Here is a 13,496-nt window from a genome sequence, read left to right on the forward strand (position 1 = left end):
CGCGCGCTGACGGCGATCACCGGAACAGCGGTGCCGCGGACCGGGTGTGCGGCCGCCCGGACCAAGTCGTGGGCGCAGCCCACGGGCCCTATGCGGCTGCGGGTACGCCGAAGAGGGCCGGTACGCCGGGGGAGTAGAGGACGCTGCACGGCGGACCCGCCGGCGCGGGCAGCCCCGCCGCCTGGACGAGGTTCTCCTCCAGGTGCTCCACGCGCGCGTGGTGGAGCGGCCAGGCCGGGTGGTCGTTCGGCAGGTACAGCGTGCGGCCGTACCAGTCGGCGTGCAGGCCCCAGCGGGCGGTGAGGAACATGTCCAGGTCGCTCGGCCCGTCCAGGGGCCGGCCCGCCTCGACGGTCAGCCGGTACCCGGCCGCCCCTCCCGCCGCGAGCCTGCGCCCCGTGTACGTGAGGCGGTCGCCCGACCGGCTGATGCGCATCGACGCCCAGCGGTACGGCAGCCGGAAGGCGGCCCGCCCGGCCAGCGCGGGCAGCAGCCGGGCGGCGTCCATGCTCAGGAACACGACCCCGCGCCGGCCCCGGGCGTCGACGCTGTAGAGCCGTACGTTCGTCTCCGGGAACGTGCCGAGATACGGCATGGCGGGGCCGCGCCCGAACGCCACCGCCTCCATGCGGAACGCGACGAGACCCACATACGTGGTGCCGTCCAGCACGTCGGGGCGAGTGCCGTGCGGCAGCAGCGGCGCCACGTCCGCCGGGGCGGCGGGCCAGTGGAGGAACACCACATCCGTCCACCGCTGCGACAGGACCGGGCGGCGCACCACACGCGGGGTGGTCGCGGTCAGCGCCTCGTACGGCTCCGTCATGCGCCCATCATGCCGGACGGGGCATCCGCCGGGCGTAGTCGCGGCAGACGGCCAGAACGAGGAACCCCCAGGCCGCCGCGGGCAGGTACAGGTACGCCACCCACGCCGGGGGCTGCGGATACTCCCGCTCCTGCGCGATGAGCCGCGGACCCTCCTCCACGAACCCGAAGACGCCGTTGGCGACGCCGTAGAGGGTGATCAGCACCAGCAGCGCCCCGCCGGTCCGGGCGACGCGCAGCACCGCGCGCCCGGGCACGGGCCGCCCGCCCACGACGGGCAGCCACCGGGGGAAGACCCGGCCCCAGCCGCTCACCAGCCCCACCGTCAGATACGCCAGAGGGACCGTCAACCCGCTCAGGCCCACCATGTAGGCGCTCTCCACCGCCGTGTGGCCGTTGCCGACCCCGACCGCGACCCGCCACACGGCGGAGGGCAGCACGCCCAGCGGCGCCGCCCACGCCGCCCACACCGCCCAGCGGGCGGGCGGCGGCGCGGGGAGCGGCTCCACGGGCGTCACGGCCGGCCCCGCGTGGGCGCGTCGTGCGGCGCGGCACGGCGGCTCGCCGCCAGGGCCAGGACGCCGATGGCGATGAGCGCCCAACTGCCGGTGACCGGGAAGGAGAAGACGCACAGCGGCACGCCCAGAACCAGCAGGTACCAGCCCACCTGGGCCGGCAGGCGCCCGGTGGCGCGCAGCGCGTGCCGGGACATGGTGCCCAGCGCGAGCAGCGCGACCCCGCAGGCCATGAACCAGATGCTCGCCTCACGCGCGAAGTAGTCCGGCGCCGCCGTGTCGACGGAGGTCCGGAAGAAGCCCTCTCCGGCGATGTCCGCCCAGGCGTGGGGCTGGACGAACGCCCAGACGAAGTGCAGCGCCGCGGTCGCGATGATCAGCCGCGGTATCCAGCGCGCCAGTCCGCTCATGTGCCGGGTCCCTCCTCCTGCGGCGCCAGACGCAGCGCCAGGCCGTAGACCTCCCGCAACTCCTCGGCGGGAAGCGGCGGTACCAGCTGCTGGGCGCCGACCAGCAGCAGATACAGCAGGCGGGCGAGCGGCGTCGCGTCGGCGTCCCCGCCGCCCGCGCCGCCGACGAGCTCCCGCAGATAGCCGACGCGCAGCTCGTCCACGCGCTGCTGCAGGGCGCGGACCTCTGGGTCCTGCAGCGCCCAGGCGCGCATGGCGATCTCCAGCCGGTCGCTGCCGGCCTTGTCCTGGAGGACCAGATCGCGCAGACGCAGCAGCCGGTCGCGCGGGGCGGCGCCGCCCTCGCGCTCGGCGTCGGCGATGTACCGGCCGGTGTGCTCCGCCTCGTAGTGGGCGAGCAGGTCGGTCTTGTATCCGGTCATGCCTTTGAAGTGGTGGTAGAACGAGCCCTTGGTCAGCCCCAGGCGCGCGGCGAGCCGGTCGACGGTCAGCGCCGGCGCCCCCTCCTCGCCCAGTACGCGGAGCCCTTCCTCCAGCCAGTCCCGTCTGTCCGCCATACGCCGCCCCGCCCGTTCTCCGGTCCTCACTGCTTCCTCCGACCACCATACCGTACCGTATGGTACGGAGCCCCGCGCGGTTTTCCCCAGGGCGGGGGAATACCGCCTGGGCATTGTCGGTGGCGATCCCTACGATGGTCGTGAATTCCGAGTCCTCCCCGGTCACGTGCCCGATGCGCGCGCCGACCGGGCGGGCCGGGCCCATTGCGCATCGTGAGGGGGGGACCCCGCGATCGCCCGACCCGCACCCGCGGCCGCCGTCCGGTGCCGCGTGGCTGCTCAGAGCTGCCCATGAACCTCACCGCATCCGAATCGCCCGACACCCCCGAGCCGTCCGGCCCGTCGCGGCAGTCCGCGTCCCCCGAGCCGTCCGTCAACACCTTCCAGGTGGACCTGCGCGGCCTGGTGGACCTGCTGTCCCACCACCTGTACTCCAGCCCCCGCGTCTACGTCCGCGAGCTGCTGCAGAACGCCGTGGACGCCGTCACCGCGCGCCTCGCCCACGACCCGTCGGCGCCCACGCGCATCCGCCTCACGGCCACCGGCGACGCCGTCGTCATGGAGGACTCCGGCATCGGGCTCACCGCCGACGAGGTGCACACCCTCCTCGCCACCATCGGCCGCAGCTCCAAGCGGGACGCCCTCGACAGCGCCCGGCGGGAATTCCTCGGCCAGTTCGGCATCGGACTGCTCGCCTGCTTCGTCGTCGCCCGGCAGATCCGCGTCGTCTCCCGCTCCGCCCGCAAGCCCGGCGAGCCCCCCGTCGAGTGGCTGGCCGCCGACGACGGCTCGTACACCGTGCGGACCCTCCCCGACGACGCCCGCCCCGAGCCCGGCACCACCGTCCGCCTGGAGCCCCGCCCGGGCGCCGAGGAGTGGACCGACCCCCGGCGCGTCGCCGAACTCGCCCGCGACTTCGGCTCCCTGCTGCCGTACGACGTCACCTTCACCGGCCCCGACGCGACCGACCGCCCGCTGACCGAGCGGCCCGCCGTGTGGGACCGGCCCTACCCCACGCCCACCGCCCGCCGGGTCGCCCTCGCCGGGCACTGCGCGCGCGTCTTCGGGTTCACCCCGCTCGACTCCATCGATCTGGACCTGCCCGTCGCCGGAGTGCGGGGCGTCGCCTACGTGCTGCCCACCGCCACCAGCCCCGCGGGCCGCGCCGCCCACCGCGTCTACCTCAAGGGCATGCTCCTCACCGACCGCGCGGACAACCTGCTGCCCGACTGGGCGTTCTTCGTCCGTGTCGTCCTCGACACCGACACGCTGCGCCCCACCGCCTCCCGCGAGAACCTCTACGACGACGAGACCCTCGCCGCCGTGCGCGACGCCCTCGGCGGCCGCGTCCGCGAGTGGCTCACCGAACTGGCCGCCGGCGACCCGGACCGGCTCGCCGCCTTCCTCGCCGTCCACCACCTGGGCGTCAAGTCGATGGCGCGGCACGACACCGAACTGTTCCGGCTGATGCTGCCGTGGCTGCCCTTCGAGACCAGCGACGGGCAGGTCACCCTCGACGCATTCGTCCGCGCCCACCCCCGCGTGCACTTCACCCGCACCGTGGAGGAGTTCCGCCAGGTCGCGCCCATCGCCGCCGCACACGGCCTCGGCGTCGTCAACGGCGGCTACACCTACGACACCGACCTCATCGCCCTGCTCCCGCAGGTCCGCGACGGCGTCACCGTCAGCGAGCTCGACGCCGGCGCCGTCACCGCCCACCTCGACCCCGTCGAACCCCGGCAGGAGCTCGCGCTCTCCGGCTTCCTCGCCACCGCCAGGGCCCGCCTCGACCCGCTCGGCTGCGACGTCGCCCTGCGCGCGTTCCAGCCGGTCACCGTCCCCGCGCTCTACCTCGACGACCGCGAGGCACGGCACGAACGCGACCGCGCCGCCGCCGAAGAGGGCGCCGACCCGCTGTGGAGCGACATCCTCGGCGCGCTGCGCGGCGCCGCCCCCCGCGCCCGCCTCGTCCTCAACCACAACAACCCCCTGGTCCGCCGCATCGCCGCCATCACCGACGCCGACCTCGCCGGGACCGCCGTCGAATCGCTGTACGGACAGGCACTGCTCATGGCACAGCGCCCCCTGCGCCCCGCCGACACCTCACTGCTCAACCGGGCCTTCCTCGGGCTCCTGGAATGGGCGACCCACCCCACCACCGCCCGCGACACCCAGGAGGACGACAAGTGACCACCGCGGAACACTCGCCCGAAGCCATCCGCCGTGCCCTGTGGGAGAACGACCGCGCCCCCAACGGCCTCCTGCGCAACGCCCGCGCCGAGGAGCTCGTCGCCGCGGCCGAGGCGGCCGGCGACCCCGCGCTGCTGCGCCAGGCCCTGTTCGGAGCCATCCGCGCCTACGAGTACAGCACCGAGCGCGGCAAGATGCTCGTCCCGTTCGCCCGGCTCCTCCAGGAGTGGGACCGCGACCCCTCGGCCTTCTGCAGCAGCGACACCCACACCTTCCACTGGGTGTTCAAGTGGGTCAGCTCCGGCATGCTCACGCTCCCCGAGATCCCGCTCGCCACCATGGAGCAGTGGCTCGCCGAGATGGAGCGCCGCTACCGCACCGCCGGATACAGCGAACGAGCCGTCCGGCAGGCCGAGTACGAACTCGCCGTCGACACGGGCGACGGCGAGCGGGCCGAGCGGGCCTTCGCCGCGTGGACGGCGGCCGACCGCGACGAGATGGCCAACTGCCACGCCTGCGAGATCAACGCCCAGGGCTCCCACTGGCGCGGCGAGGACGACGAGAAGGCGCTGCAGGTCTGGGCCCCCGTCCTCGACGGCACGAGCACCTGCATGGAGGAGCCGCACCGCGTCCTCGCCAAGTCCCTGCTGCCACTGGTGCGCACCGGCCGCCACGACCAGGCGCGCGCCCACCACCTGCGCGGCTACCGCATGGCCCGGGGCAACGAGAGCCTGCTGCCGTCCGTCGGCCTGCACATCGAGTTCTGCGCCCTCACCGGAAACGAGGCACGCGGCCTGGAACTGCTCGCCGAACACGCGGCGCACCTCGCCTCCGACGGCAACCCGTGGGCACGCCTCCAACTGCTGACGGGCACCCTCGTCCTGCTCCGCCGCCTGCTGGCCCTGGGCGCCGGCGACCAGCCGGCCGTCCCCTACCAGGGCGAGCAGCGCACCGTACGCGATCTGCACGACCTGCTCGACGCGGACGCCACCGCCATCGCCGCCCGCTTCGACGCCCGCAACGGCAGCACCGTCGTCTCCGGCCGCCTCAAGCGCCGGCTGGAGCAGGAGCCGCTGCTCGCCGCCCTGCCCCTCGGCGTACGCCCCTCGACCGCGGTGCCCGCCGCGGCACCCGCCCCGGCCGCCCCCGAGCCCGTACGGGACGACACGGCGACCCTCGCCCAACTCGTCGCCGAGGCACGGCGGCTGCGCGGCCAGGGGCACCCCCGCGCCGACGCCGCGTGGGACCGGGTGGCCGCCGTCGCCACCGACGCGGACACGGCCCGAGACCCCCTGCTCGCCGCCGACCTCCTCGACCACCGGGCCCTCGCCGCGGGCCGCGCCGACGACGGCGACGCCCGCGAACGGTTCGAGCGGGTCGTCGCCGCCTACCGCGAGGCGGGCGAGCCCGGCAGGGCCGTGCTCGCCGAGCTCCGCGTCGCCGTCGCCGCGCTGCGGGCCGGTGCCGGACCCGACGAGGCACGCGCCCTGTTCGCGCAGGCCGCCGCGTCCGCCGAGGCGCTCGATCCGGCCGAACCGACCCGCGTCCGCCGCATCGCCGCCGTCGCCCTCATGCGGGCCAAGGCCGAGGCGATGCTCGACCACGACACGGACGACCACGGCGCCGGCCGCCTCGACGCCGCCCTCGCCGCGTTCGAGGAGCGGTTCGCGCCGTACCTCGACGCCGACGCCGCGGGCGGCGGAGTCGACGACCTGCTCGCGGAGGCGGACGAGACCCGCGCCGACCTGGCCTGGCAGGCGGGCGACGCGCAGGCCGCCCACACCCTGCTGACCCGCGCCGCCCGGCGCTCCCTCGAAGCCGGACGCCCCTGGCAGGCGGCCGCACCGCTCGCCACCCGCGCCCGTCTGCTGCTGCGCCTGGGCCGGACCGCGGAGGCGGAGGAGTCGGCGCGCGAGGCCTACGGGCACAGCGCCGAACTGACCTCCCCGCACGACCTGGCCGGGGTACGCCTCACGCTGGCGGAAGCGCTCTACGCGCAGGACGGCAAGGAGGCGGAGGCCGCCGAGTACGCCCTCGAGGCGGCCCACTGGTACGACGCGGCGGGCGACACCGAGGGCGCCGGGGCGTACGCCCGACTGGTGCTCGGCCGGGCGCTCGGCGAGGCCGGGCGGTCCGCCGAGGCCGCGGAGGTGCTGGAGTCGGCCCTGCCGGACCTGCTGGAGCACGGCGACGACCAGGCCGTACAGGCCCGTGACGCCCTGGCGCGCAACCTGCGGGCGCTCGGCGACCACCGGGGCGCCGCCGAGCAGTACCTCCGCGCGGCCGAGGTCGCCGCCGGGTGGGAGCACCAGGGCGCGCACGCCCAGCTGGCGACGCTCGCCGCCGAGAACCTCGCCCGGCTGGGCGAGCTGGCGGACGAGGCCGCGTCCGCGTACCACCGGGCGATCGCGCTGTGGGAGCAGGTGGGCGAACCGCGGGCCCAGGCCCGTGCGCTGCGCTCCCTCGCCTGGCTCGAAGCGGGCCGGGGCGACCGGGCGACAGCCGGCGAGCTGATGGGCCGCGCGCTGACGGCACTGGAGGGCGACGGCCCGGTGCTGCTGGAGGAGCGCGCCCACACCTGGGCGCAGATGGCGGAACTGCTGGTGGAGGGCCACGAAGCCGAGACCGCGGAAGCCGCGCAGGGTGCCGAGGGCGCCGAGGCGGTCGAGGGCGTGCGCCGGTCCGCCGAGGACGTGCACGGCGAGGCGCTGGAACTCCTGGACCGGGCCCAGCGGGTGCTCGCGGACCTCGGGCCGGACGTGCTGGGTGATCGCGTCCGCACCGTCTTCTACGCGGCCTGGCTCGAAAGGAAGCTGGACCGGCCGCAGGAGGCCGAGGCCCGCCTTCGCTCCCTCGCCCGGGAGCTGGAGGCGATCGACACGGAGGAGGCCCGCGGGATGCTGACGCGGGTGCGGGCCCGGCTGGAGGAGTGGGCCCGGGAGGACTGAGCGATGGGGCGCCCGGCTGCCGAAGGCCGGGCGCCCCCTTCCCCGCTGCGGGCCGCACCGGCCACGGGACGGCGCGCGGGTGACCGGCGGGCAAGGAAGGCAGGCACCTGTGTGACCGGCGGGCACGGGCGGTGGGGCGCCCACGGCGGCGTGGGAGCATCGGCTGATGCATGGACAGACCGATGAGCCCAGGAGCCCGTTCGTCCTCGCGGAGGGCACGCGGCCCGAGGACGCCGCGCGCGTGTGCCGGGAGGCACTGAGCGTGTTGCGGCCCGCGCTGCACACCGCGTCCCTGGACGCCTACAGCGACGAGCCGTGGCCGTCCGACGTGGCGGGCTCCTACGAGCTGGCCGTCGCCCTCGGGGAGGCGGCCGCACCCGAGCGCTTCCGCCGGGACCCCCGCATGGGCATCGCGATCGACGTCCACGACGACATCCAGTTCGGTGTCCTGCGGGAGCTCGCGCCCTACACGATCTACGCCGAATGCCAACGGGGCGAGCGGGTGCTGCTGAGCGCCGCCGACACGGGAACGTCGCTCTGGTTCGCCCTCACCGAGGCGGAACACGGCCGGCTGCTCGCCCGCCTGGACGGGCTGGGGATCCCCCATGCCGTGACGGCCGCCCCGCCCGGCCGCCGTAGCCGGTGGCGGTGGCCCGCCTCATGGGGTTTTCAGCCCAGGCCGTAAGGCGCGGCGGACGTACCGGGGCATCACCTAGTCTGTGATCATGAATCAGCCCATACCCCCGACTCGGCAACCCGGCCCCCACGGAGCGTCCCAGCCGCCGGGACCGTACGGGCAGGCGCCGCAGCCGGGACCGTACGGGCACCAGCCGCCGCCGGGACCGTACGGCGCCCCGCCTCAGCAGCCGGGCCCCTACGCGCAGCCGTCCCCCGGGTATCCGCAGCCGGCGTACCCGGCACCCGGGCACTGGGGCGCGCCCCCTCTCGGAGCGCCGCCCGCTGGGCCGCCGTCACGGCGCGGCGGACGGCCATGGCTGGTCGTCGGCATCGTCGCGGTGTCGCTCGCGGGTCTCGCCGGTCTGTCGTATCTGGGCAAGCAGCTCATGGAAGGCGGCGGCGCCGCGCGGCCGTTCCCGGCGGCCGAGTACCGCCTCACCGTGCCCGCCACGCTCCTCGGCGGTGACTACCGGCTGGTCGAGGACAGTTCGGCGGAGGCGGACGCTCAGGCGCGCAAGGAGACCGACTACGACGGGCCCTCGTCGCGCACCGCCTCCTCCGTCGTCGGCTCGTACAGCGGCACGGCCGCGGACGGGCACCAGGGCCTGGTGCTCGTGGGGATGTACGGCCAGTTCAAGTTCCCCGAGCGGGAGCGCGCCAGTCTGCTGAAGGGGATGCGGGAGGCCGACGGCATGAGCGCGCCCGGTCCGTCGAGGACGATCAGGCCCGCCGGCTCGGATGTCGAACTCGAGTGCACGGTCCTGCTGTCCAAGGACGCGTCGGGCACCGCCACGGTCCCGGTCTGCGCGTGGGGGGACGCCAACACGGTCGGCTACGTCGCCTTCCGCGCCTCCGCCGCGGACGCGGACACCGGTCAGGGGCCTGGGTCCGTGGACCTCGACGCCACCGCGAAGCAGGTGCTCCAAGTGCGCGCAGAGGCCAGGCGGCCCATGGGCTGAACGCCGTCCGCCGCCGTGGGTGACGGCGGCCGAGGACGCGGGTGCGGGAATGGGCCCGAAGGTGCGGACCGGCGCCCAAAGGGGCGGACTGGGGCCCAATGGTGCGGGCCGGGGCCCAATGGTGCGGGGTGGGTGCCCCACAGGTGCGTGGACGGGGGCCCGAGGTGGTCGGGGCCCCCGTCCGAAGGGGACGCGTCGGCACGGCCCGGGGTCACCGGGAGGACGGTCCGGGCGTCGCGGGGCGCTCTGCCCAGGGGGTCACAGGGCGGGCGGCTCCGGGGGTTACAGGGCGGACGGCTCCGGAGGTCTGGCCTCGGCGGCCGCCAGGGTGGCGCTGTGGCGTTCCGACCAGTTCTCCAGTGCCGTGCGGCACGCGTGGTCGAGGTGGTGCAGACCCGACAGGTCCAGCTCCACCGGCCGGTCGTGGGGGAGGGCCTCCAGGGTGTCGAGGATCTTGGGCAGCCGCAGGAACGTGGCGTTCCCCGTCAGCTGGGCGAGGACGGGGCCCGTGCCCGGGTCGACGACGTTCAGGCGGATGTGGGACGCGTCCCACGCGGCCTTCGCCACCGACAGGGCGAGCCCGATCAGTACGCCCTCGAACATGTTGACCGCGACGATGGACACCGCCGTCACGACCAGGATCAGGGCCTCCCCGCGGTGCGCGCGCCACAGGGAGACGACGGCCCGGAAGGGGATCAGCTTCCAGCCCGCGTGGACCAGGACGCCGGCGAGCGCGGCGAGCGGGATGAGCCCCAGGGTCGCCGGGAGCAGTGTCGCGAACAGCAGCAGCCATACGCCGTGCATCACCCGCGACGCCTTGGTGCGGGCGCCCGCCTGCACATTGGCGGAACTGCGGACGATCACCGCGGTCATCGGCAGGGCGCCGAGCAGACCGCAGACCGTGTTGCCGGTGCCCTGGGCGATCAGCTCCTGGTCGTAGCGGGTGCGCGGACCGTCGTGGAGGCGGTCCACGGCCGCCGCGCTGAACAGCGACTCCGCCGACGCGATCAGCGCGAAGGCGAGGACGGTGCCCAGCAGGGCGATGTCGCCGAGCCGGCCGAAGGCGTCGAGACCGGGCGGCTGGACGGCGTCGAGCAGTCCGTCGACCTCCACGGTCGCCAGGGGCAGGGACAGCAGCTGCGTGGCGGCGGTAGCCAGCACGACCGCGGCGAGCGCGCCGGGGACCGTGCGGACCCGCTCCGGCATCCGCTGCCACAGCACCATCACGCCGATGGTGCCCGCGCCGACGGCGAGCGACAGCAGCGCCGTACCGCTGCCGGCGACCTCCACGATCGCGCCGGGCAACCCGGCGATCTTGCCGAGGCCCGAGGTGGGGGCCTCCACGCCGGCGGCGGCGTACACCTGGCCGGCGATGATGACGAGGCCGATCCCGGCGAGCATGCCCTCCACGACGGACACGGAGATCGCCCGGAACCAGCGGCCCCAGCGCAGCGCGCCGAGGACGATCTGGAGGAGCCCCGCCAGCAGCACGATCACGCCGAGGGCGGGCAGTCCGAACTCGTGGACGGCCTCGAAGACGAGCACGGTCATGCCGGCCGCCGGGCCGGACACCTGGAGGCTGCTGCCGCGCATCAGGCCGGTGACGATACCGCCCACGATGCCGGTGACCAGGCCCAGTTCGGCGGGGACCCCGGAGGCGACGGCGACGCCCAGGCAGAGCGGGAGGGCGACGAGGAAGACGACGAGCGAGGCGGCGAAGTCCTGCCGCAGATGGGGGAATCGGGACGCCACGGTGTCCGCCCTCACAGGGACTCGAACGAGTCGGTGTCCGCGCGGTGCTCCCGCACGGACCCGGTGTGGACCTCGTAGTACCAGCCGCGCAGCGTGAGCCGGCCGTCCCGCAGGCGCTGTTCGACGCAGGGGTACGAGCGCAGCCGCAGCAGCTGGGCCAGCACGTGGTGCTGGACGGCCTCCGCGACGGTCGGGTCGTCGGGCCGTCCCGTCGCCGGTTCGGGCACGGCGTGCGCCAGCCATTCGCGGACGGCCGGTACGGCGCTGAGGTCGTCGCCGCGCACCAGGGCGCCCACGGCGCCGCAGTGGGAGTGGCCGCACACCACCACGTCGCGCACGCCGAGGACCTCGACGGCGTACTCGATCGTGGCGGCCTCGCCGGTGGGCCGGCCGGAGGTGTACGGGGGGACGATGTTGCCCGCCGTGCGCAGCTCGAACAGCTGGCCGGGGCGGGCGCCCGTGATCAGGGCGGGGACGACCCGCGAGTCGGAGCAGGTGATGAAGAGGACCTCGGGCGACTGGCCTTCCGCCAGCTTGGCGAACTCCTCAGGGCGCTGTCCGAACGAGCGGGCGTTGTCGATGAGGGGCTGCATAGGTGTTTCCTCCTGGCGCGCCGTAACGGCGCGTCGGACCGATGAGACGGGGCCGGATGGGACGGCGCCGGTCAGCAGCGGAACACCTGGAGGCGGGCGAGGACACGGGAGGTGGGCGGTCTCTCCCGGCGCGGCAGCGGGACGGGGCCGGCCCGGACGCGGTCCGCCGCCGCGTCGGCCGCGCACGACGGGCGGTCGGCCTGCGGGGGAAGCGGCGCGTGACCGCACGGGCGGTGCCGGTCGCGGCCGCGCGGGGCGTCGCCGACGGCGGCCGCGGGCTGGTCGCAGTCCCGCTTCCCGGTGCCCGCGTGCTGCGCGGTGGCGGCCGGGGCGTGGAGGCGGGGCATGTCCGCCCCGGTGTGCGGGCCCGGAGTGCGGCCGTGCGCCGGGGCGGTGAGGATCAGTAACTGCGCGACGACGAGGGCGAGCACCGCCAGGGGTGGCACGAGGAGGGTCAGGACGGCCCGCGCGGCCGTCCTGACCGGGGCGGATGAGCGCATGTGCCGTCCCTCCCTCCGGGGCCGTGTTCTCCAAGTCGGGGGCCCGGCTTCACCAAGACGAATTAAAGGCCGGGTCAATGGAGAGTAATGTCGGCGGAGGTTGCGGGGTTACGGCGACACGGTGAACGGAGGGTATTTCCGACTGAAAAACAACCCGATGTGGCGAAAAACTAGATGATGCTCCATCGGACGGCGCAGGCCACCGCCTGGGCGCGGGTACGGGCCTGAAGACGGCCCATCAGCTCGTACACGGTGTTCTTCACCGTGTGGGGTGAGCACGACAGGGTCTGGGCGATCACCGCGTTGCCGTGCCCCTCCGCCATCAGCGACAGCACCGAGTGCTGGCGCGGTGTCAGACGCGGCGGGTCGGCCGCCCGCGCCCCGCCCAGCAGCTGCACCAGCGCCGAGTACGGCACGCGGCTGTCGCCGTGCCAGGCCCCGTACACGGCGGCGGCCAGCTGCGGCGGGGTGAGGTCGGGGGAGCGGAGGACCGCGCGGACCCCGGCCCGCAGCGCGTCGCGCAGACCGGACGGCGACACCGTGTCGCAGACGGCCAGCAGCCGGTCGCCGGGGCCCGAGCAGAGCGCCACCGCCTCCTCGACGGTCGCGGTGACCGCCACGGTGACCGCGTCGGGCCAGGCGGTACCCGGGCCGGCGGCCGGCTCGTCCGGCGCGCCGGGCCCCGTGACCGGTTCGATGCCCGCCTGCCGCAGCAGCGCCGCCACCCGCCCGCACGACGCGGCCCCTCCGGCCGCCGTCGGGCCGCCCGCCGCGTGGACCACCCGCACCCGCACACCCGTCACCGCCGCCGCGGCTCCGGACGGCATCTGCATCCGGGCCTGGGCCTGCGCCGGGCCCGAGGCCTGGGCCGGCGGGGCGGCCTGCGCCAGGGCCGTCACAGCAGCCCCGTCCGCAGCGCGTAGGCGACGGCGTGCGCGCGGTTGCGCAGCCGGAACCGGCGGGTGATGTCGTGCACCACGGAGGTGACCGTGCGCGGCGAGTAGCACAGGCGCCGCGCTATCTCGTTCGTCTCGTGGCCGTCCGCGACCAGGCGCAGCACCGAGCGCTCGCGGTCGTCGAGGCTCGCCCCCGCCCAGGCGGGCGAGGAGCCGCCGGTGCCCGCGCCCCCCGCCTCCGCGTGCTGGAGGAGCCGGTCGAGCAGGTCGGGCGGCAGGGTGCAGTCGCCCCGCGCGGCGGCCAGCGCGGCGCGGGTGAGCCGTGCGGCGTCCGCCTCGCAGCGGCGCAGCAGGCCCCGCGCCCCGGCCGCCAGGGCGTGCAGGGCGTCCCCGGGCGCCAGGCGGCTGGCGACGAGGACCACCTCCGGCTGGGACGGGGCCTCACGGACCGACCGGAGGGCGTCCAGTTCGGAAGGGGACACCTGGTCGACGGTCATCACGACGACCCGCGGCTCGCCCGCCGCGGTGGTGAGGGCGATCTCCGGACACGCCGACAGGGTGCTCCGGATGCCGGCCTCCAGCACCGGGTCCAGGGCGACGACGCTGACGAGCACGGGTTCTCCCACCGAGTCCTCCAAACATGCGACGTGGGTAGCGGCACTGCACCCAGCGTCCG

At 75.4% G+C, this 13,496-nt stretch carries 13 protein-coding genes; 4 read left to right on the forward strand and 9 right to left on the reverse strand.

The window, feature by feature from the left end; all coding sequences use genetic code 11:
* Window positions 1–88: 88 nt before the first annotated feature.
* From ACSUPT_RS27600 to ACSUPT_RS27615, 4 genes are read right to left on the reverse strand one after another with little or no spacing between them, the layout of a single operon-like run.
* Complete coding sequence (locus tag ACSUPT_RS27600; RefSeq protein WP_436945989.1) at window positions 89–823, reverse strand: YqjF family protein; 735 nt, start codon at window positions 821–823, stop codon at window positions 89–91.
* A 7-nt stretch (window positions 824–830) separates the two neighbouring features.
* On the reverse strand, window positions 831–1,340 hold the full coding sequence (locus tag ACSUPT_RS27605; protein WP_436945990.1) for a hypothetical protein: 510 nt from the start codon (window positions 1,338–1,340) through the stop codon (window positions 831–833).
* Entirely contained in the window at window positions 1,337–1,747 is a 411-nt protein-coding gene (locus ACSUPT_RS27610; RefSeq protein ID WP_436945991.1) for a DUF6463 family protein, read from the reverse strand. Before ACSUPT_RS27610 ends, ACSUPT_RS27605 begins: the two co-directional genes overlap by 4 nt.
* Window positions 1,744–2,304 (reverse strand): TetR/AcrR family transcriptional regulator, encoded by a 561-nt coding sequence (locus ACSUPT_RS27615; protein ID WP_436945992.1) that lies wholly within the window; start codon window positions 2,302–2,304, stop codon window positions 1,744–1,746. The genes ACSUPT_RS27610 and ACSUPT_RS27615 overlap by 4 nt, the downstream gene beginning before the upstream one ends.
* A 291-nt stretch (window positions 2,305–2,595) precedes the next feature.
* Between ACSUPT_RS27615 and ACSUPT_RS27620 the strand changes: the two genes are divergently transcribed.
* The 4 genes from ACSUPT_RS27620 (at window position 2,596) to ACSUPT_RS27635 (ending at window position 9,079) form a co-directional block, all read left to right on the forward strand.
* Window positions 2,596–4,494 (forward strand): HSP90 family protein, encoded by a 1,899-nt coding sequence (locus ACSUPT_RS27620; protein ID WP_436945993.1) that lies wholly within the window; start codon window positions 2,596–2,598, stop codon window positions 4,492–4,494.
* On the forward strand, window positions 4,491–7,442 hold the full coding sequence (locus ACSUPT_RS27625; RefSeq protein ID WP_436945994.1) for a tetratricopeptide repeat protein: 2,952 nt from the start codon (window positions 4,491–4,493) through the stop codon (window positions 7,440–7,442). The genes ACSUPT_RS27620 and ACSUPT_RS27625 overlap by 4 nt, the downstream gene beginning before the upstream one ends.
* A 166-nt stretch (window positions 7,443–7,608) precedes the next feature.
* Complete coding sequence (locus ACSUPT_RS27630; RefSeq protein WP_403502277.1) at window positions 7,609–8,127, forward strand: hypothetical protein; 519 nt, start codon at window positions 7,609–7,611, stop codon at window positions 8,125–8,127.
* A gap of 331 nt (window positions 8,128–8,458) precedes the next feature.
* On the forward strand, window positions 8,459–9,079 hold the full coding sequence (locus ACSUPT_RS27635) for a hypothetical protein (RefSeq protein WP_403502280.1): 621 nt from the start codon (window positions 8,459–8,461) through the stop codon (window positions 9,077–9,079).
* A gap of 282 nt (window positions 9,080–9,361) precedes the next feature.
* On the opposite strand, the gene ACSUPT_RS27640 is transcribed toward ACSUPT_RS27635, so the two are convergent.
* The 5 genes from ACSUPT_RS27640 to ACSUPT_RS27660 form a co-directional block, all read right to left on the reverse strand.
* Window positions 9,362–10,831, reverse strand: a complete 1,470-nt coding sequence (locus ACSUPT_RS27640; RefSeq protein ID WP_436945995.1) for a SulP family inorganic anion transporter — start codon at window positions 10,829–10,831, stop codon at window positions 9,362–9,364.
* 11 nt (window positions 10,832–10,842) lie between these two features.
* Complete coding sequence (locus tag ACSUPT_RS27645) at window positions 10,843–11,424, reverse strand: carbonic anhydrase (protein WP_351964194.1); 582 nt, start codon at window positions 11,422–11,424, stop codon at window positions 10,843–10,845.
* A gap of 71 nt (window positions 11,425–11,495) precedes the next feature.
* Entirely contained in the window at window positions 11,496–11,924 is a 429-nt protein-coding gene (locus ACSUPT_RS27650; protein WP_403502284.1) for a hypothetical protein, read from the reverse strand.
* A 170-nt stretch (window positions 11,925–12,094) separates the two neighbouring features.
* Complete coding sequence (locus ACSUPT_RS27655) at window positions 12,095–12,823, reverse strand: helix-turn-helix transcriptional regulator (RefSeq protein WP_436945996.1); 729 nt, start codon at window positions 12,821–12,823, stop codon at window positions 12,095–12,097.
* Entirely contained in the window at window positions 12,820–13,446 is a 627-nt protein-coding gene (locus ACSUPT_RS27660; protein ID WP_351964197.1) for a helix-turn-helix transcriptional regulator, read from the reverse strand. Before ACSUPT_RS27660 ends, ACSUPT_RS27655 begins: the two co-directional genes overlap by 4 nt.
* Window positions 13,447–13,496: the final 50 nt, after the last annotated feature.

The organism is Streptomyces sp. SudanB25_2051 (assembly GCF_964272635.1).
Taxonomy (GTDB): Bacteria; Actinomycetota; Actinomycetes; order Streptomycetales; family Streptomycetaceae; genus Streptomyces.

What these genes read in the sequence shown, in the direction of transcription:
- ACSUPT_RS27610 (WP_436945991.1), bottom strand. Translation starts at nt 1,747, where the DNA reads ATGAGCGGACTGGCGCGCTGGATACCGCGGCTGATCATCGCGACCGCG.
- ACSUPT_RS27615 (WP_436945992.1), bottom strand. Translation starts at nt 2,304, where the DNA reads ATGGCGGACAGACGGGACTGGCTGGAGGAAGGGCTCCGCGTACTGGGC.
- ACSUPT_RS27600 (WP_436945989.1), bottom strand. Translation starts at nt 823, where the DNA reads ATGACGGAGCCGTACGAGGCGCTGACCGCGACCACCCCGCGTGTGGTG.
- ACSUPT_RS27650 (WP_403502284.1), bottom strand. Translation starts at nt 11,924, where the DNA reads ATGCGCTCATCCGCCCCGGTCAGGACGGCCGCGCGGGCCGTCCTGACC.
- ACSUPT_RS27630 (WP_403502277.1), top strand. Translation starts at nt 7,609, where the DNA reads ATGCATGGACAGACCGATGAGCCCAGGAGCCCGTTCGTCCTCGCGGAG.
- ACSUPT_RS27645 (WP_351964194.1), bottom strand. Translation starts at nt 11,424, where the DNA reads ATGCAGCCCCTCATCGACAACGCCCGCTCGTTCGGACAGCGCCCTGAG.
- ACSUPT_RS27620 (WP_436945993.1), top strand. Translation starts at nt 2,596, where the DNA reads ATGAACCTCACCGCATCCGAATCGCCCGACACCCCCGAGCCGTCCGGC.